Here is a 17,262-nt window from a genome sequence, read left to right on the forward strand (position 1 = left end):
TCCATGGCGAAGCGGCTGGGAGAGCGGTTGATTGAGGCCGGCCTCGTGACCCCCGGGGCCGTGGAGCAGGGTCTGGAGCACCAGAAGATCACCGGCCACAAGCTGGGGGACTGTCTGGTGGAGCTGGGCCTGCTCCAGGAGGCCGCGCTGCTGCGGCTCCTGGCCAACGAGTTCCAGACCCGCTTCGTCACCGCGGACAAGCTGGCCAAGGCCCGTATCGACACGAAGGTCCTGGACAAGCTGCCGGTGCGGCTGGCGGAAGCACAGAACGTGCTCCCGCTGGCCATCGATCCGGAGCGCAAGCTGCTATCGGTGGTGGCCGCCGAGCCGCAGAACAAGTCGCTGCTCGACGAGATCGCGCTCGTCACCGGCATGTCGGAGGTCTACGCGTACATCGGCCTGCGCAGCGCCATCTCCGCGGCCATCCGCAAGCACTACTACGGCGACCCCACGGCGTTCACCACGCTGCTGGAGGGCCCCAGCGCCTCCAACGGGCCCCGCCGTCCGGACACCCCGTCCAACACGCACGTGGGCGCGGAGCCCGGGCGCGGCGGATCCTCCGCCGGCCGGAGCGCCACCAGCCTGAGCATGCGGCTGGAGACGGACGCGCGGATGCGGCTGCAGCGCGCCGGCAGCGGCACCAACGTGGCGCGCGTCTCCACGCAGCGCCGCGAGCCGGGCGGCCCGCGCGGGCTCATCAGCGACACGGACTACGTGGAGACGCTGAGCCTGATGGTGGGCCTGCTGGAGCAGGACCGGCCCCGGCACCGGGGACACTCCGCGCAGCTGGCGCGGCAGGCGGGCATCGTCGGCCAGCGCATGGGCATGCCCCACAAGGAGCTGGCGGCGCTGTCCATCGCCGCGTACCTGCACGACCTGGGCAAGCCGTCGGAGCGCCACTACTCGCTGGCGAGCAACGCGGCCAACGCGGAGTGGAAGGCGCAGGCGAAGGCGTGCTGCCGCGCGCCCACGAAGCTCTTTGAAACGGTGCACCTGCCCGCGCAGGTGAACACCATCCTCGCGCAGCTGTACGAGGCCTGGGACGGCTCCGGCACGCCCCAGGGCGCCAAGGGCGAGGACATCACCCTGGGCGCGCGCATCCTGGCGGCGGTGGACAGCTTCCTGGAGCTGACCAAGAACCCGGGCAACGCGCACGGCCGCGTCTTCACCAAGCAGCAGGCGCTGGAGCACCTCAAGCAGCACGCGGGCGTGCTCTACGACCCGGTGGTGGCGGACATCGTCGGCCAGCTCCAGAGCGGTTCGCTGCTGGTGCACCGGCTGGCCAGCGAGGGCCGGCAGGTGCTCATCGCGGAGCCGGACGAGGCCACGCGCGGCGAGCTGCTGGAGGCGGTGCTCAAGCAGGAGCTGGTGGCGCACGCGCTGTCCACGCTGGACGGCGCGCTGGACGGCCTGGCGCGGCAGGACTGCGACGTGCTGGTGGTGAGCCTGCGGCTGGGTCAGCAGGAGGTGATGGACCTGCTGGAGGCCGTGCGCTCCACGCCGGAGAGCGCGGGCCTGCCCATCGCCGTGGTGGGCGAACCGGATGCGCAGGCGCGCGAGCGGCTGCTCATGGCGGGCGCGACGGCGGTGCTGTCCCCGGGCGACAAGGCGGAGGTGGCCCGCACGGTGCTGTCCCTCTTCCAGGACCGGGTGCAGCACAACGGCCCGGGCCGGGTGGTGCGCGGCAGCTTCGACGAGCTGCCACCGAAGGATCTGCTCCGCACGCTGGGCGGCGGCAAGAAGAGCGGGAAGCTCCAGCTGCGGCACCACACGCTGGAGGGCTCGCTGCACCTGGAGCGCGGACGCGTGGTGCACGCGGCGTTCGGCGGCCACTCGGGGGAGCCCGCGCTGCAGGCCCTGCTGAAGATGAAGCAGGCGGACTTCGTCTACGACCCGGACGCGCTGCTCCTGGACATGCCGCAGTTGGATCAGGACCTGGAGGCCCTGGCCAACGCGCTCAGCCCAGGGTGAGGTTGAAGAGGCGGACCGCGTTCGCGGTGGTGACGCGGGCCACCTCCTCCAGCGAGACGCCCTTCAGCTCCGCCACCTTCTTCGCCGTCTCCAGCACGTGCGCGGGCTCGTTCTTGCGGCCGCGGTGGGGCACCGGCGCGAGGAAGGGGCTGTCCGTCTCCACCATCAGGCGCTCCAGCGGCGCGAAGCGCACCGCGTCCTGGAGGGCCTCCGTCTTCTTGTAGGTGACGACGCCGGACAGCGACAGGAAGAAGCCCCGGTCCAGGTACTTGCGGGCCGCGGCCGTGTCGCCGGTGAAGCAGTGGATGACGCCGTTCGTGACGTCCTCCGCCGCCAGGGCCGCCTCGCAGTCGTCATGCGCATCGCGCACGTGCACCACCAGCGGCTTGGACAGGCGCTTCGCGAGCGCGCACTGGCGCCGGAAGACGGTGGCCTGCACCTCGCGCGGCGAGTGGTCGTAGTAGTAGTCCAGCCCGGCCTCGCCCACGGCGCGCAGCTCCGGCCGCGCGCAGGTGCGCTCCAGCATCTCGAAGTCCGCTTCCGTCGCGCGGGCGGCCTCGTGCGGGTGGATGCCCAGCGTGGGCGACAGGAAGTCCGGGTGCCGGGCGGCGACCTCCAGCGCGTGCCCCCAGTCACCGGGGCCGTGGAACTGGCCCACCAGCACCGCGTGCACCAGCCCCGCGGCGCGGGCGCGCTCCAGCACCGGCGCCACGTCCGCGTAGTCCTTCGGCTCCAGGTGGCAGTGCGCATCAACCAGTTTCATGGGCTCTCCCGAAACAGCTCTTCCAGCTCCGTGCGCGCCTCTTCCGAGGCGAAGGTGGGCACGGCGGCGCGCACGCGCTCCAGCCCCTCCGCCACGCCCAGGCGCCAGAGGCCATCCGCCGCGTCCAGCCGGTCGTCCTCGGTCGCGCTCCGGTCCTCCAGCACGGCGAGCAGCCAGGGCAGCGCCCGGGCATCTCCCAACCGGCCCAGCCCGCGCGCGGCGGCGCCCCGGCACGGGTCCTTCGCGTCCGCGAGGATGTCCTTCAGCCGCTCCAGCGCGCCGGGGACCTTCAGCTCGCCGCACAGCTCCACCGCCAGCGCCCGGTCCGCGCTCCACTTCTTGCGCGTGCGCTGCATCAGCCAGTCCGCGCCCTCCGGGTCCCCCAGCTTCAGCAGCACGCCCGCGGCCTGCGTCTTGTCGAAGGCGGGCAGGAGCCACTTGCCGAAGAGGCGCTTCACCGCCGGCAGCGCCCGCGCGTCCTCCAGCTCCGCCAGCGCGCCCAGCGCCCGGAAGCGCAGCGTGTCCACGTCCAGCGCGGCCACGAGCACGTCCAGGCCCGCCGGGTGCTTGAGGGAGGCGATGCCTCGCGCGGCCTCGAAGCGGACCTCCGGGGTGGGGTCCTCCAGCATGCCGGCCAGGGCCCCGCGCGCGTGTGGCAGCGCCAGGTCCGCGAGCCGCCCGGTGGCCTCCAGCCGCACGCGGGTGTCCTCGTCGCGCAGCCGGGGCAGGAGCATGTCCGGCAGCTGCTCCGGCGGCAGGATGACGGACGCGAGGCTCACGCCCGAGCGGCGCACCTCCGGCTGCGCATCCGCGAGCAGGCGCACGAGCACGTCCGCGAACGCGTCGGCGTGCGTGGGCTCCTCGGAGGCCAGCTGGAACAACAGGTCCGCCGCCTCGGCCCGGCTCGCCGGACGCTTCTCACGCTCCAGGGTCAACAGGGCGCGGTCCCGCTCGGCACGCCAGTCCGCCACGTCTCGTCACCTCGCTCGCCGGGGGGCGGAATGCCCCCCGGCGTGTCCTTGAAGCCACTGCGTCCGCGCTACTTCACGTCGGCGCCGGGCGGCACGTCGCCCGGATCCAGCAGGGACAGGTCCTTGCCGCCCGAGCCCGCCGTCAACAGCATGCCGCGCGACTCGATGCCCTTGAGCTTGCGCGGCTTGAGGTTCGCCACCACCACCACGCGCCGGCCCGCCACCGCCTCCGGCGCGTACGCCTCCGCGATGCCGGAGACGATGGTGCGCGGCGTGCCCTCGCCCAGGTCCACGTCCAGCTTGAGCAGCTTGTCCGCGCCCTTCACCTTCTCCGCGGCCACGATGCGCCCCGCCTTCAGCACCACCTTGGCGAAGTCCGCGTACTCGATGTCGGCCGCGGGCGCCCCCTCCGCCGCCCCCGCGCCAGGGGACGCCTGCGTGGTGGGCACGCCTTCCGGACTCTTCGCTTCCACGGGCTTCTTCTCCGTCTTCTTGTCCTTGCCACCGGCCTTCGCGGGCTCGGCGGCCGGCGTCCCCTCGGGGACCTTGATGATGGCGTTGACGCGCTCCTCCTCCAGGCGGGGCAGCAGCGGCTCCGGCGTGCCCAGCGGACGGGTGCGGTCCAGCAGCGGGTACTTCGCGGTGGCGAGTGCCTGGAACGTCAGCGGCTGGGCCCCCAGCTGCGCGAACAGCTTCTCCGACACGCGCGGCGTCACCGGCGCCAGCAGCGCGCCCACCAGGTACGCCACGTCCGCCGCGTCCGACAGGTCCGCCCGCGCGGCCTCCGCGTCCTTCTTCACCAGCGCCCACGGCGCGGCCGTCTGCAGGAACGCGTTCGCGGTGGAGGCGATCTCGGTAATCACCTTGATGGCGTTGCGGTACTCCAGCTTCTCGAACGCCTCGCGCACCTCCGGCACGCGCGCCAGCGCGTCCTCCACCAGCTTGCGCCCCGCCCCTTCCGCGCGGCCCGGCGCGAGCTTCTTCTCCAGCGGCCCGGCCAGCAGCGACAGCGCGCGGTTGGCCAGGTTGCCCACGTTGTTGACGAGCTCGCCGTTCACCCGGAGGCGGAAGTCCTTGAGGTTGAGGTCCAGGTCCTCCACGCCCGCCCCCAGGTTGGCCGCGTAGAAGTAGCGCAGGTAGCTGGGGTCCAGGAGGTCCAGGTAGTCGCGCGCGGCCACCATGGTGCCGCGGCTCTTGGACATCTTCTCCCCGTTCACGGTCAGGTGCCCGTGCACCTTGATCTCGTTGGGGATGTGGAACCCCGCGACCTTCAGCACCGCGGGCCAGAACAGCGCGTGGAAGTAGACGATGTCCTTGCCGATGAAGTGGACGATGCGCGTGGGCGCGTCCTTGCCCCAGTACGCGAGCGCGTCCGGGAAGCGGCCCGACTCCTTCGCCCACTTCTCCGTCGTGGCGATGTACCCGATGGGCGCATCCAGCCAGACGTAGAAGAACTTGTCCGTCTCACCGGGGATGGCGAAGCCGAAGTACGGCCCGTCGCGGCTGATGTCCCAGTCCGCCAGGCCCTTCTCGAAGAAGCCCTGGAGCTGGGTGGCGAGGCCCGGGTGGATGAAGCCGGGGCGCTTGAGCACCTCCTGCAGGAAGTCCGCGTGGCGCGACAGCTTGAAGAACAAGTGCACGGAGTTGCGGCGCACCGGCGGCGTGCCACACAGCGCGCAGCGCGGGTCGATGAGGTCCGTGGGGTTGTACGTCTTGCCGCACTTCTCACAAGCGTCGCCGTACTGGTCCACCGACTTGCAGTTGGGACAGGTGCCCCGGATGAAGCGGTCCGGCAGGAAGCGCTTGTCCTTCTCGCAGTAGGTCTGCTCGATGTCGCGGCGGTCGATGTCGCCCGCGTCCTTCAAGCGCCCGTAGATGAGCTCCGCGTAGTGGCGGTTCTCCGGCGAGTTGGTGGAGTGGAAGTAGTCGAAGCGGATGTCGAAGTCGCGGAAGTCGCGCTGGTGCTCGTCGTGGAAGCGCGCGACGAACTGCTCCGGCGGGATGCCCTGCTTCGCGGCGTTGATTTCAATGGGCGTGCCGTGGGTGTCGTCCGCGCAGAAATAGACGACGTCCTGGCCGCACGAGCGAAGGAAGCGGACGTAGATGTCCGTCTGGATGTACTCGACGGCGTGGCCGAGGTGGACGGCGCCGTTCGCGTACGGAAGGGCGCTGGTGACGAGGGTTCTCTCCGCCATGGGACTCTCCTGAGGGCGGCGGACCATAGCCGCTCGGGGATACGAGGTCATCGCCAACATGCACGCCGGGGAGTGCATGGCACGAAGGTGGATGTTATCGACCGGACGCCATGTGCACCGTCCTCATCCTCCGTAACGTCCATCCCGAGTGGCCGCTGGTCCTCGCCGCCAACCGGGATGAGCTCTACGCGCGTCCGGCCCACGGGCCAAAGGTCCTCTCCGAGCCCCCACGCGTGGTGGGCGGCCAGGACGTGGAGCGAGGCGGAACGTGGATGGGGGTGACCCACGAGGGAGTCGTCGTCGCCCTGACGAACCAGCGCGGCGCCCGGAGCCTGGGCCTGGCCCCCCGCTCTCGGGGCGAGGTGGTGCTGCGCGCCCTCCAGGCCGGCTCGGTGGAGGCCATCGAGCGCTACCTCGGCACCCTGCCCGCCCCGGAGTTCCTCCCCTTCAACCTGCTCTACGGGGACGCCCACACGCTGCGGGTGGCCTACGCGCGGCCGGGCCACGCCCACCTGCTGCACGAGGACGTCCCGGCGGGCGTGCACGTGCTCCCCAACGACAGCCTGGACAACCTGGCGCTGCCCAAGGTGCGGCGGGCGCACGCGCTGGCCGAAGGCGTGGCGAAGCGCCCGTGGCCGGAGCTGGTGACGGGACTCCAGGCGGCCCTGGCGGACCATGCCCTGCCGCCTCGCGAGGCCGCGACGGGGGCGCTCGCGGAGAACGACCTGCCCGCGGACTTCCTCCAGCAGCTCCAGGCGCTGTGCATCCACACGGAGGGCTACGGGACCCGCTCGTCCGCCATCGTCGCGCTCGGGCCCGGGCGCGTGGGGCACTACCTGGCCACGGACCTCGCCCCCTGCCAGGGCGGCTGGCGGGACGTGACGGGCCTGCTCACCGCGCCTTGAAGGGCCTGCCGCCTCTCAGTCCAGCCGCGCCCGCATCACCGCGTCGTGGCCCGCGTCGTAGGTGGCCTCGAAGGCGGGGCCCCGGCCGGTGAAGGCCTCCGCGGGGGGCATGCCCACGTCCACGCGGACCTCCCGCACGTCGCAGCCCAGGTCGGAGCGGTAGAAGGCGGGCTCGCCCGTGACGTTGATGGCGATGAGCCGCGCGCCCGGGAACAGCTGACACGCGTCATGGACGGGCGTGGCGGACACGCGGTCCGCGCCCGGGTCGATGCGCTCCAGCGACGCGTCCTCGAACAGGAGCGGGTTGGCGGCGCTCGCGGCGACGGCCTCCGACAGCGGGCCGCGCGTCACTGTGACCAGCCGGATGCCGCCGTCCAGGGGCGCCTGGTGGAAGGTGGCGAAGGGCACGGGCAGTTCCTCCACGCGCGCGCCCGCGTAGAAGCGCTCCAGCACGTGGGTGAAGCGCTCGTGGCTCAAGCGCGGCACGGAGGCCGCGCCGCTCGCCGCGCCCAGCGCTCCCGCCGCCACGGCCGGCCCCAGCGCGCCGCCCGACATCAGCACCGCCAGCAGGCCCACGGCCGCGCCCACCGCGCCGCGCGCCGCGGTCGTCCGGCGCGTCTCGTCTTCGTAGGCCGCGAAGAAGGCCCGGTAGCGCTGGCGCAGGTCGTCCCCGGGCGCGGAGGCATAGAGGCCGCCCACCACCGCGCCCATGCTGTTGCCCACCACGCAGTCGATGGGGACGCCCCGCGCGACCAGCGCATCCAGCGCGCCCACGTGCGCGAGCCCCTTGGTGCCGCCCACCGACAGCACCACGCAGGTGCGTGAAGCGCGCGTCTCCCGGTGGCACGACAGCGCCCCCGAAGCCACCACCACCAGCAACACCCACCCCAGCCGCCGCCCCATGCGTCCTCCAGTTCCGTCCGGGAAGCGCGGCCACCCTACCCTGTTCCGGCGAAGCGGGCGCCGTCGGCGGACGCTTCACCCGGCCCCCGCCCCCGGCCGGGAGACCCGAGGCGGCGGTCTCACGGAGCGCCTGGAGAACGCGCGTGATTCCTCCTGGCCGGGCCTAGAACTGGGTCGCGGGAATGAACGGCGAGACGTAGTTGGGTCCCTTGTTGTCGTTCTGCCACCCCGCCGCGCAGCTCGCCTGGTAGGCATTGGGGGTGTAGGGCATCTCGACCGCCAGCGACTGCTCGGTCCCGTTGACGACCTGCGGGCCGTTGAGGACGGTGGTGGTCGTCGCCGCCCGCTGGTCGATGGCGACGCTGGTGATCGTCAGCTTCCCCTTGTCCTTGCAGGTCTCCGTGCACACCGCGCGCATGACGGTGGCGCCACTGGCGTTCACCACCTTGTCCAGCGTCAGCGTGGTGGTGCACTTGCCGATGAGCGGCCCGTTGAGCGTGGAGGACAGCGCGCTCGACACCGTCGCCACCGCGTCCGTCCCATCCGGGGCATCGCCCGGGCCACCGCAGGCCGCGAGCGCAAGGCCTCCCGTCAACACCACCCGGGCAAGACGGCCCCGTGCCACCGCTCCAACTCGACCCGCGTTCGCTGCCTGCGTCTTCATGATGTCTCCTGGGGAATGGACCGCTCACAAACACGACCGCCCCCGGGACAGGAGCCCCGGAGGCGGAAGGTGACCTTCACATGGCCCGGCGTGGACTCACGCCGGACCCGCGCGAGGGACTAGTACGTGGCCTTCAGCGACGTGCCGCTGTACGCGGAGTAGCCGCGCAGCATGATGTACATCTTGCCCGACGCGGTCTTCGCCGCCGCGCTGCACGTCTCGTTGTTGCCGGAGAGGTACGGACGGCAGTCGTAGGAGGTCGTCGTCGGGGCGGAGCCGAACTTGATGTACATGTCCGCGTCGCCCGTGCCGCCGCTCATGACGTAGCTGGACGCCTTGGCGGCCGGCAGGTCGATGCAGTAGTACGTCTGCGAGCCGGAGGCGCCGGACAGGCCCGTCTTCGCGACGCCGTTGGTCAGCGTGGTGCAGGTGATGGGGATGCCCACGCCCACCGCTTCCCAGGCGGCCTTCACGGAAGCCTGCGTGGCGGCGTCGTAGCCCAGGGCCGCGGCGGCCTGGATGGTCCAGGTCTTCGCCTGATCGTACGTGGTGCTGGCCGTGTAGAGGTTGGTGTTGGCGTAGTACCAGATCTGCGCGGCCTTCTGGACGCCGATGCCCGTCACGACGATGGAGCTGCGGCCGCGCGGGTGCGTGCCACCCTTGGCGAGCAGCGCGAACGCCAGGTTCGGGACGCCGGAGGTGTAGTGCACGTCCTGGCCGGAGTAGTTCGGCGCCCAGTCGATGGACGCGCCGTCCTTCGCCGGGTCGTCCATGTAGCGGAGCGCGTCACCGGCGGTGCCGGGGGTCCACACGTCCTCGCCGACCTTCCAGATGTCCGCCGCGGTGCTCCACGTGCCGGAGGCCCAGCTCTCGCAGATGGCGCCGAAGGTGTCGGACATGGCCTCGTTGAGGCCGCCGGACTGCGCGGAGTAGGTGAGGTTGGACTCGTTCTCCGTCACCGCGTGGGTCAGCTCGTGGACCGTGACGTCCGCGTCCTTGCCCAGCTCGATGGAGTTCACGCCGTCGCCGTCGCCGTACACCATCTGGGTGCCGTCCCAGTAGGCGTTCACGTAGTTGGTGCTGTAGTGCACCGTGCTGATCAGCGTCTGGCCCGCGTTGTTCAGCGAGTCGCGGTTGAAGTTCGTCTTGTAGCAGTCGTAGGTGTAACCCAGCTTGTCGTAGTTCATGTCGACATGCGAGTCACCGATGGCCGCCTGACCCTCGCTGCGCTTGAGCGTGCCCGGGGTGCTGGTGCCGTTGTTCGCGCTGTAGACCTTGCGGTTGAGCGCGGTGTGGATCTCCGGCACGCGCAGCAGCGTGGCGCCGTTCTGCGCGTCCACATAGACGCGGTCGCGCAGCGGCATCAGCGCGCTCTCGCCCGTGACCTTCACCTCGTACGCGAGGTGCAGACGGCCGTCCTGCTCGGCCTTCACGTACACCAGGCGCGCACCGTCCGCGGCCAGGCGCGTGCCCTGGGTGTCGCGCAGCGCCGCCGTCTTGGCGGCCTCCGCGGCGACCGTCGGACGCGCGGACACGGAGCCGCCGGAGCGGGCGGAGCCGTTCGCGCCGAAGATGGCGCCCGAGCGGTCCACGTGCACCACCAGCTCCTCGCCCACCACCGGCAGACCGTTCAGCGTCTGCGCGTAGCGGATGTGCGACGTGCCCTGGTCGTCCACGGAGATGCGGCGGACCTGGAGGTCCGAAGCGTTCAGGCGGAACAGCGACGCGATGGAGGGCAGCGACCCGGCGATGGCCGTGTGCACGTCCGCGGCGGCGAAGCCCGTCAGGGGGCGGTCCGCCTGGCCCAGGCGGCCCTGGATGGTGTGCGGCGTGCCATCCGCGTTGGTGCCGACAATCTGGGCGCCCGGGATGACGCTCAGGGCGTTCTGCACTTCCGCCACTTCATCGGGCTTCTGCTGCCCGTCCTGCGTGTTGGAGTCCATCTCACCGACGCCGCAAGCGACGAGGGGAAAGGCCAGCAGGGCTGAAACGAAACGAGTGCGAACCAAGGTACTGCCTCCTGCCCGGCGCAAAGGGGGTGGTCGCCGGGGCAGCGCTCCTTTCAGCATTCTTCAGGCCAACTCATTAAGTCCGCGAAATGCCTCGCATTACGGGAAGGCGCTGAAAAGCGGCTGGCACATCAGCGCCCAGTTCATCTTCTGTAATGTGGAAGCAAACGTTACAAAAGAGGCACAACCCTCTGTACTTGCTGGGGATTTCGAAGGACGCGGCCCCCTGTCCTGAACAGTGACAGTCCACACCGGGTGTGTCCTCTATTCGGGCAATCCACGGTTGGCGGCTTTTTCTTGCTGTGCAAAGGATGACCGCGAATTCGCACACCGTGCGTCAACGCCACACGCCGAGCAGCACCCGCGCGCGGCCGTCCATGGGGAGCTCCGCCTCCTCCACCGCGGTGAAGCCGGCGTCGCGGGCCACGTCGGCCAGGTGCCGCATCCACGGTTTGTAGGGCATCCCATTGTCGGAGCAGCAAGGGACGACGGCGAAGCCCAGCCCGTGGCGCGCGGCGTACTCGATGATGATCCGCGTGGCGCCGTCCGGGTGCATGCCCACGACGAGCTCCGCCTCGCAGGGCTCTTCCAGCGTGAAGAGCCGCTGGGCGTACTTCACGGGCAGGTGCTTGTGGCGCAGGTCGAAGGTGGTGACGGTGCGCCCGCGCTGGGTGAGGGACTCGTTCAGCTTCCCCATGCCGCCGGCGATGTCATAGACGCGCAGGGCCTGGGGGAAGCGCGTGACGAGCAGGTCCGCGAAGAGGTCGAAGCGTCGCTTGTCCGCCATGGCGGCTCCTTCCACCCGGCCCCATCAGGCGCGGGTGCACACCGTCCACAACAGCCGTTCAATGACGAGCTTCCCGCTGGCGGAGGACTTCAGGGCCAGGTCCGCGTCCGCGCACGCCACCAGGGCGTTGAGCAGCTCGCGGCGCTCGTAGCGCGCGGCGGCCTGCATGCCGAACGCGAGCGCCCACGCGTTGGGCGTCTTGCGCTTGGTGGCCTTCAGCTCCTGCTCCAGCTTCGGGAGGATGCGCGCCTCCACGTCCCGGCCGGTGCGCGGCGGCTGCCCTCCGGCGTACTTCTCCAGCCAGGCGTGGTTCTCCAGCAGCGAGCGGACGATGGACGCCACCGCGCCCAGCAGCTGGAGCGCGTGCGTGCCCTGCCCCATCGCGTCCTCGGCGTAGGAGAGCGCGTCGCGCAGCTCGCGCTTCTGGAGCGCCTCCGTGAGCTCGAAGAACTCCTCCTCGCGCGCGTGGTGCACCAGCAACGCCACGTGCTGGGCCTCGATGGTGGGCCCCTCCGAGTAGACGGCCAGCTTCTCCAGCTCCGATTGGAGAAGCCGGATGTTGCCGCCGATGCGCTCCTTGAGCCCCTCCAGCGCGCCCGGCCCCAGCTTCTTCTTGAAGGGGACCAGGAACTCCTTCGCGATTTCGCTGAGGTCCAGGTCCTTGTGGCGCGCGGCCACCTTGCGCTCGAAGAGGCGGCCCTTGTCCTGCGCGAACTTGAGCAGCGGGCTGCGCGAGTCCACGTCCGTGGCCGCCAGCACCAGCGCGTGCCCCGGCGGCACGCCCTTCTGGAGCAGCTCCAGGAGCGCGGACGCGTCCCCTTCCGGGGCGCTGATGCGCTCGTCGCGGCAGAAGGCCGCCGCCTCCTGGAGGAAGGCGAGGTCCGCCTCCGCCAGGTCCACGTTCAGTTCGTCCTTCCACTGCTCCACGGTGGGCGCGCCGGGCACGCGGGGATCCAGCTGATCCACGCCCCAGCCCGCGCGGCCCGCGAGCGCCAGCAGCCGCCGGGCGCCCTCCTTGCGCTTGCCCGCCTTCCACGCGTCGCGCGCCTTGGCCAGCGCGTCGCCCTTGCCCTTCTTGGGCGCGAGGAACTCCGGGTCGCGCACCAGCACCACCTTGCGCCCGGGGAACAGCGGCATGGTGGCCAACTCCTGCGCCACCTCGCGCGGGGAGGCGGCGTCCAGCACCGCGAGGTTGAGCCCCATGGCGGCGTCCGGCACCAGCGTCTTCACCAGCTCGTCGGCGCCCTTGCGGACCAGGAACTCCTCGCCCCACAGGAGGTACAGCGGCCACACCTTGCCGCCCTTCACCTCCGCCAGCACCTCGTCCATGTCCGCGCTCATCGGCCCTCCACGCACAGTTCGATGAGCAGCCGCTCCAGCTGCAGCCGGGGCGCGCCGTTGCGCGAGCCGATGGCCGTGCGCGCGGACTCCAGCAGCGCGTGCCGCCGGTGCAGCGCGGCCTCCGACGTGCGCTGCGCCGCCGCCTCCGCCAGGGCCTTCAGGTCCCGGTTCGCCATCGCGTCCTCGGCCCCCGCCTTCGCGAGCGACACGTCCCGCGTCCACAGGATGAGCAGCTCCAGCGCCGTGTCCGCGTCCTCGCGCGAGCCGCCGTGGGCCTCCGCGAAGCGCAGGAGGGCCGGGATGTCGTCACCGCTCAGGGCTTCGAAGGCGGTGAGCACGTCCTTGCGCTCCTTCAGCGCGTCCACGTCCAGCGCGAGCGCGCGGCCCAGGCTGCCCCCGGACATCACCGCGGCCAGGGCGGCGGTGTCCGCGTCCAGCTTGCGCTCCTGTTGCACGTGCCGTGCGACCAGGTCCACCGGCAGCGGACCGAAGTACACCTTGCTGCACCGGCTGCGGATGGTGGGCAGTAGCCGGTCCATGGCGCTCGCCACCAGGATGAGGGTGGTCTCCGAGGGCGGCTCCTCCAGCGTCTTGAGGAACGCGTTCTGCGCCTGGACGTTCATCTGCTCCGCGCTGACCAGGATGGCCACCTTGCGCTTGGATTCCAGGCCGCGCAGCGCCAGGCGCTCCTGGAGCTGGCGTACCTGCTCCACGCGCAGCTCCCGGCTGGGCGTGCCGGTGAAGTCGGAGCGGCCCGCCAGTCCTCGCGACACGCGCTCGTCGTCCGGCATCACCCAGGTCACGTCCGGGTGCAGGCCCTTGGTGATGCGCACGCAGCTGGTGCACTTGCCGCAGCCCACCTCCGGGGCCTCCGGGCACGTGAGGGCCTGGGCCAGCCCCACCGCGGCCAGCTCCTTGCCCACACCTTCCGGTCCGGCGAACAGGTAGGCGTGATGCACCGAGCCAGACCGCAGGGCGGACTGGAGTGCGTCCGTCGCGCGGGGCTGTCCCTGCACCGAGGCAAGCGTCATGGGGGCGTGTATCTCCGCTCGGAGGGCACCCGTCAACCGCCACCTTGACCCGTGCGCGCGCGGCCGGTCTGATTCGTCGGACGTGCTGAACTTCCTCGAAGGCCACCTCCCCCTGCTGGCGGGCTCCGTCCTGACGGTGCTCCTGCTGAGCATCCAGCGCACCACCCGGGACCCGGACCTGCGCGACGACCTGCGCGGCGCGGTCCGGATGCTGCTCGCCTTCCTGGTGCTGCGGCTGGCCTCGCGCATCCTGCCGGAGGCCACGACGCCGGAGGGCCTGCGCAAGTTCGTGCACGTGGGCTGGATGCTCACGTTCGCCTACGGCGTCATCCGGGCCGGGGTGGCGTTCGCGCTGAAGCTGGTGCGGATGCGCTCGCCGGTGACGACGCCGAAAATCCTCCGCGACGTCATCGACTTCACGCTGTACGCGCTCGCCACCGTCCCCATCCTCCAGAGCCAGCTCAACCTGGACCTGGCGGGCCTGCTGGCCACGTCCGCGGTGCTGACGGTGGTCATCGGCCTCGCGCTCCAGGAGACGCTGGGCAACCTCTTCGCCGGCCTGTCGCTGCAACTGGACCGGCCCTTCGAGGTGGGCGACTTCATCCGCATTGGCGAGCACACCGGACGGGTGGTGCACATCGGGTGGCGCTCCATCCGCATCGCCAACTTCCGGCGCGAGGTCATCACCCTGCCCAACAGCATGGTGGGCAAGGAGCACGTGAAGAACTTCACCCAGCACCGCGAGCCCGTGGGCATCGAGATGCAGGTGGGGGTGTCGCTGGACGCGCCGCCCAACCAGGTGAAGCAGGCACTGCTGGACGTGGCGCGGGAGATTCCCCAGGTGCTGGTGCAGCCGCCGCCCCTGGCGCGCACGGTGGCCTTCACGGACTCCAACGCGCAGTACATGATCCGCGTCTTCCTCAACGACTTCGCGATGTCGGACACCGTGCGGGAGGAGCTGCACACGCGGCTGTGGTACCGGCTGCGCCGCGAGGGGCTGGAGCTGCCTCATGCCCAGCGCACGGTCACCCTGCGCCGGGAGACGGGGCACCGCCGCCGCGAGCTGGCCGACGACACGGTGCGGGAGCTCCTGCGCCAGGTGGACCTCTTCGCGCCGCTGGGCCCGGAGGAGCTGGAGCGCCTGCGGTGCGAGGTGGTGGTGCGCCGCTTCGGCCGCAACGAGCGCATCATCCAGGAGGGCGACGAGGGCGGGACGTTCTACGTCGTGGCCTCCGGCGAGGTCAGCGTGCGCGCCGGCACGCTCCAGTCCGAGATCACGCGGCTGGGGCCGGGCCACTACATCGGAGAGATGTCGCTGCTCACCGGAGAGCGCCGCGCCGCCACCGTCGTGGCGCTCGAGGACTCCGTGCTGCTGGAGCTGGACCGGCCCACCTTCGCGCGCCTGTTCTCCGACTACCCGGGCCTGGCCCGGCAGCTCTCCGCGCTCCTCGCCCAGCGCCGCACCCAGCTGCGCGCCGTGGCCCAGGCGTCCGGCGGCGGACCGGACCACTCGCCCGAAGCGGGCCGCATCCTCGGAAGGCTGCGGGCCCTCTTCGGCCTGACGCACGAGTAGCGGTTTTCCCCGGACCAGCGCCGGGGCAGTCACGACCCGCTGTCCTCAAGTCCCAGGCGGGTTGGAAGGCATGCATCCAACCGCGTCGCCAGGGGCTTTGACGCTCGGAGGCGGAAAGGTCTAAAGGTTCACACATGCAAGTCATTCGTGGCTTTCCCGCGCGATTAGGCGCCCTGCTCCTCCCGGGAGCACTGCTGATGGCCCTGCCCCCGAGCGCGGCGGCCACGGCCCAGGTAAAGCCAGACGCGGCCCTCGCGGGCCTGGAGCGGCTGTCGCACCGCCGCGTGTTCTTCGGCCACCAGTCGGTGGGCGGAAACATCCTGGACGGCGTGCGCGGCCTGCGGCCCTCGCCCGGTCCGACGGCGCCCGCCATCGTGGAGGTGAAGGACGCGAGCGCGACGATTCCCCAGGGCACGCTGGCGCACGCGTTCGTGGGCCAGAACGAGCAGCCGGAGACGAAGCTCGCGCACTTCGAGCGGCTGCTGGACGGCGGCATCGCGAAGCAGGTGGACGTGGCGCTGATGAAGTTCTGCTACATCGACTTCACCTCCAGCACGGACGCGAAGGCCCTCTTCGACAAGTATCGCGCCACGCTCGCGGGGCTGAAGTCGCGCCACCCGGGCGTCACCTTCGTGCACGTCACCACGCCGCTGACCACGGTTCAGCGCGGGGCGAAGGCGTGGTTCAACGAGCTGCGCGGGCGCCCCGTCTTCGGCGTCGGGGAGAACGTGTCGCGCGAGGCCTTCAACGCGTTGATGCGGCAGACCTACGGCGGCAAGGAGCCGCTGTTCGACCTGGCGGCGCTGGAGTCGTCGCAGGCGGACGGCACCCGCGAGACGTACGAGGTGAACGGCCGCGCGTATCCGGCGCTGGTGCCGGCGTACTCGGACGACGGCGCCCACCTCAACGCGCAGGGACAGGCGCGCGTGGCCTCCGCGCTGGTCGCCTTCCTGGCGGCCCTGCCCGAGGCGCCCGCCTCCGCGAAGGCCGGTCCCTGAGCCATGGGCCTTCCGCTGATGATGATGCTCGGCCTGGGGCCGACCGTCGCGCGTTTGAAGTTGCGCCGCTGTGAGGCCGTGGGCGCCACCCCCACCGTCTGGGGCCGGGTCTGGATTCACGGCGGGGGGGAGATCCAGATCGGGGACCGCGTGGTGTTCGACGCGCGGATGGCGCCCATCGAGCTGCACGCGCAGCGGGGGGGACGCATCGTGATCGAAGACGACGTGACCATCGAAGGGGGCAGCTCCATCGAAGCGCAGTCGCTCGTGTCGCTGGGCGCGCGCAGCCGTCTGGGCATGTGGTGCAAGCTGATGGACAACATGTATCACCCCGTCCGCGGCAACCGGCACGAGCGGCCGCAGTCGGTGCCGCTGCTGGTGGAGGAAGGCGTCACGGTGGGCAGCCGCTCCATCCTGCTGCCGGGCGCACACCTGCAGAAGGGCGCGAGCGTGGCCTCCGGCACGGTCATCTCCCGCCGCATCCCGCCCGGCGTGACGGTGGGCGGCTCGCCGGCCCGGGTGCTGCGGCGCGAGGTGGCGCGATGAAGCCCGTCATCCCCTCCCGCGAAGAGGCGCTCCAGATGGCGCGCGCGGGCCTCCAGATGGCGCGCACGGAGGTGTTCCCCCGCGCCGAGCGCATGGTGGCCGTCGCCCGGGCGCGCTGGCTGTTCCGCGCCTTCCGCACCGGCCGGGACGTGGCCGCCTATGGCCCGGTGACCGCCCGCAACGACGGCCACGCGGAGCTGGGGGACAAGCTGACGTTCCTGGGCGGCATGCTGCCCACGTCGGTGGTCTGCTACGAGCACGCGCGGCTGCTGGTGGGCAATGAGACCCAGTTCAACTACGGCGTGTCGGTGGAGGCCTGGGAGTCGGTGCAGATTGGCGCGCGGTGCATGTTCGCGTCCTTCGTGCGCGTGAGCGACCGGGACGGCCAGCGCATCTCCCCCATCATCATCGAGGACGACGTCTGGGTGGCCCACGGCGCCATCCTGCTGCCGGGCGTGCGCATTGGCGCGCGGTCGGTGGTGTCGGCCGGCAGCATCGTTTCGCAGGACGTGCCTCCGGACTCGCTGGCCATGGGCAACCCGGCGCGCAGCATGAGCCTGGACCTGGTGGCCCGCGAGGCCACGGGCTCCTGACGGGCCCCCGCT

15 protein-coding genes are annotated in these 17,262 nt (G+C 71.3%); 6 read left to right on the top strand and 9 right to left on the bottom strand.

The window, feature by feature from the left end; genetic code table 11:
- The first annotated feature begins 3 nt into the window (after positions 1-3).
- Positions 4-1,971 (top strand): HD domain-containing phosphohydrolase, encoded by a 1,968-nt coding sequence (locus AABA78_RS01215; protein ID WP_338261248.1) that lies wholly within the window; start codon positions 4-6, stop codon positions 1,969-1,971.
- Here the strand turns inward: AABA78_RS01215 and AABA78_RS01220 are convergent.
- The 3 genes from AABA78_RS01220 to metG form a co-directional block, all read right to left on the bottom strand.
- Positions 1,958-2,734, bottom strand: coding sequence for a TatD family hydrolase (locus tag AABA78_RS01220; RefSeq protein WP_338261250.1), 777 nt, complete (start codon positions 2,732-2,734; stop codon positions 1,958-1,960). The two genes, AABA78_RS01215 and AABA78_RS01220, sit on opposite strands and share 14 nt — an antisense overlap.
- Positions 2,731-3,705, bottom strand: coding sequence for a HEAT repeat domain-containing protein (locus AABA78_RS01225; protein WP_338261252.1), 975 nt, complete (start codon positions 3,703-3,705; stop codon positions 2,731-2,733). The genes AABA78_RS01220 and AABA78_RS01225 overlap by 4 nt, the downstream gene beginning before the upstream one ends.
- 68 nt (positions 3,706-3,773) lie before the next feature.
- The gene (gene metG / locus AABA78_RS01230) at positions 3,774-5,900 is read right to left on the bottom strand and encodes a methionine--tRNA ligase (RefSeq protein ID WP_338261254.1); all 2,127 of its coding nucleotides are present in this window, start codon (positions 5,898-5,900) and stop codon (positions 3,774-3,776) included.
- 110 nt (positions 5,901-6,010) lie between these two features.
- On the opposite strand from metG, the gene AABA78_RS01235 reads away from it, so the two are divergent.
- Complete coding sequence (locus tag AABA78_RS01235; RefSeq protein WP_338261256.1) at positions 6,011-6,805, top strand: NRDE family protein; 795 nt, start codon at positions 6,011-6,013, stop codon at positions 6,803-6,805.
- 15 nt (positions 6,806-6,820) lie between these two features.
- Here the strand turns inward: AABA78_RS01235 and AABA78_RS01240 are convergent, their stop codons facing one another.
- From AABA78_RS01240 to holB, 6 genes are all read right to left on the bottom strand, one after another.
- Complete coding sequence (locus tag AABA78_RS01240) at positions 6,821-7,708, bottom strand: patatin-like phospholipase family protein (protein ID WP_338261257.1); 888 nt, start codon at positions 7,706-7,708, stop codon at positions 6,821-6,823.
- Positions 7,709-7,871: 163 nt separating this feature from the next.
- Positions 7,872-8,372 carry a hypothetical protein gene (locus AABA78_RS01245; RefSeq protein WP_338261258.1) on the bottom strand — a complete coding sequence of 167 codons (501 nt, stop codon included), beginning with the start codon at positions 8,370-8,372 and terminating at the stop codon, positions 7,872-7,874.
- 119 nt (positions 8,373-8,491) lie between these two features.
- Entirely contained in the window at positions 8,492-10,381 is a 1,890-nt protein-coding gene (locus AABA78_RS01250; protein WP_338261259.1) for a M4 family metallopeptidase, read from the bottom strand.
- Between the two features lie 337 nt (positions 10,382-10,718).
- Positions 10,719-11,168 (bottom strand): hypothetical protein, encoded by a 450-nt coding sequence (locus tag AABA78_RS01255; protein ID WP_171412174.1) that lies wholly within the window; start codon positions 11,166-11,168, stop codon positions 10,719-10,721.
- A gap of 24 nt (positions 11,169-11,192) precedes the next feature.
- A complete protein-coding gene (gene holA, locus AABA78_RS01260) occupies positions 11,193-12,509 on the bottom strand; it encodes a DNA polymerase III subunit delta (protein WP_171412173.1) in 1,317 nt (438 codons plus the stop codon).
- Positions 12,506-13,540: a DNA polymerase III subunit delta' gene (holB, locus tag AABA78_RS01265; protein ID WP_338261261.1), complete on the bottom strand. Its 1,035-nt coding sequence runs from the start codon at positions 13,538-13,540 to the stop codon at positions 12,506-12,508. Before holB ends, holA begins: the two co-directional genes overlap by 4 nt.
- An 82-nt stretch (positions 13,541-13,622) precedes the next feature.
- Between holB and AABA78_RS01270 the strand changes: the two genes are divergently transcribed.
- From AABA78_RS01270 to AABA78_RS01285, 4 genes are all read left to right on the top strand, one after another.
- Positions 13,623-15,113, top strand: coding sequence for a cyclic nucleotide-binding domain-containing protein (locus AABA78_RS01270; RefSeq protein WP_338261262.1), 1,491 nt, complete (start codon positions 13,623-13,625; stop codon positions 15,111-15,113).
- 197 nt (positions 15,114-15,310) lie between these two features.
- Positions 15,311-16,111 carry an SGNH/GDSL hydrolase family protein gene (locus AABA78_RS01275; protein ID WP_338261263.1) on the top strand — a complete coding sequence of 267 codons (801 nt, stop codon included), beginning with the start codon at positions 15,311-15,313 and terminating at the stop codon, positions 16,109-16,111.
- Positions 16,112-16,114: 3 nt separating this feature from the next.
- Complete coding sequence (locus AABA78_RS01280; protein WP_171412169.1) at positions 16,115-16,657, top strand: acyltransferase; 543 nt, start codon at positions 16,115-16,117, stop codon at positions 16,655-16,657.
- Positions 16,654-17,250: an acyltransferase gene (locus AABA78_RS01285; RefSeq protein WP_171412168.1), complete on the top strand. Its 597-nt coding sequence runs from the start codon at positions 16,654-16,656 to the stop codon at positions 17,248-17,250. Before AABA78_RS01280 ends, AABA78_RS01285 begins: the two co-directional genes overlap by 4 nt.
- The last annotated feature ends 12 nt before the right edge of the window (positions 17,251-17,262 follow it).

It is taken from the genome of Corallococcus caeni (genome assembly GCF_036245865.1).
Taxonomy (GTDB): Bacteria; Myxococcota; Myxococcia; order Myxococcales; family Myxococcaceae; genus Corallococcus; species Corallococcus caeni.

Bases quoted from the DNA above. Each gene is read 5' to 3' on its own strand.
- AABA78_RS01215 (WP_338261248.1), top strand. From the start codon at position 4: ATGGCGAAGCGGCTGGGAGAGCGGTTGATTGAGGCCGGCCTCGTGACC.
- AABA78_RS01220 (WP_338261250.1), bottom strand. From the start codon at position 2,734: ATGAAACTGGTTGATGCGCACTGCCACCTGGAGCCGAAGGACTACGCG.
- metG (WP_338261254.1), bottom strand. From the start codon at position 5,900: ATGGCGGAGAGAACCCTCGTCACCAGCGCCCTTCCGTACGCGAACGGC.
- AABA78_RS01235 (WP_338261256.1), top strand. From the start codon at position 6,011: ATGTGCACCGTCCTCATCCTCCGTAACGTCCATCCCGAGTGGCCGCTG.
- AABA78_RS01240 (WP_338261257.1), bottom strand. From the start codon at position 7,708: ATGGGGCGGCGGCTGGGGTGGGTGTTGCTGGTGGTGGTGGCTTCGGGG.
- AABA78_RS01245 (WP_338261258.1), bottom strand. From the start codon at position 8,372: ATGAAGACGCAGGCAGCGAACGCGGGTCGAGTTGGAGCGGTGGCACGG.
- AABA78_RS01255 (WP_171412174.1), bottom strand. From the start codon at position 11,168: ATGGCGGACAAGCGACGCTTCGACCTCTTCGCGGACCTGCTCGTCACG.
- holA (WP_171412173.1), bottom strand. From the start codon at position 12,509: ATGAGCGCGGACATGGACGAGGTGCTGGCGGAGGTGAAGGGCGGCAAG.
- holB (WP_338261261.1), bottom strand. From the start codon at position 13,540: ATGACGCTTGCCTCGGTGCAGGGACAGCCCCGCGCGACGGACGCACTC.
- AABA78_RS01275 (WP_338261263.1), top strand. From the start codon at position 15,311: ATGGCCCTGCCCCCGAGCGCGGCGGCCACGGCCCAGGTAAAGCCAGAC.
- AABA78_RS01280 (WP_171412169.1), top strand. From the start codon at position 16,115: ATGGGCCTTCCGCTGATGATGATGCTCGGCCTGGGGCCGACCGTCGCG.
- AABA78_RS01285 (WP_171412168.1), top strand. From the start codon at position 16,654: ATGAAGCCCGTCATCCCCTCCCGCGAAGAGGCGCTCCAGATGGCGCGC.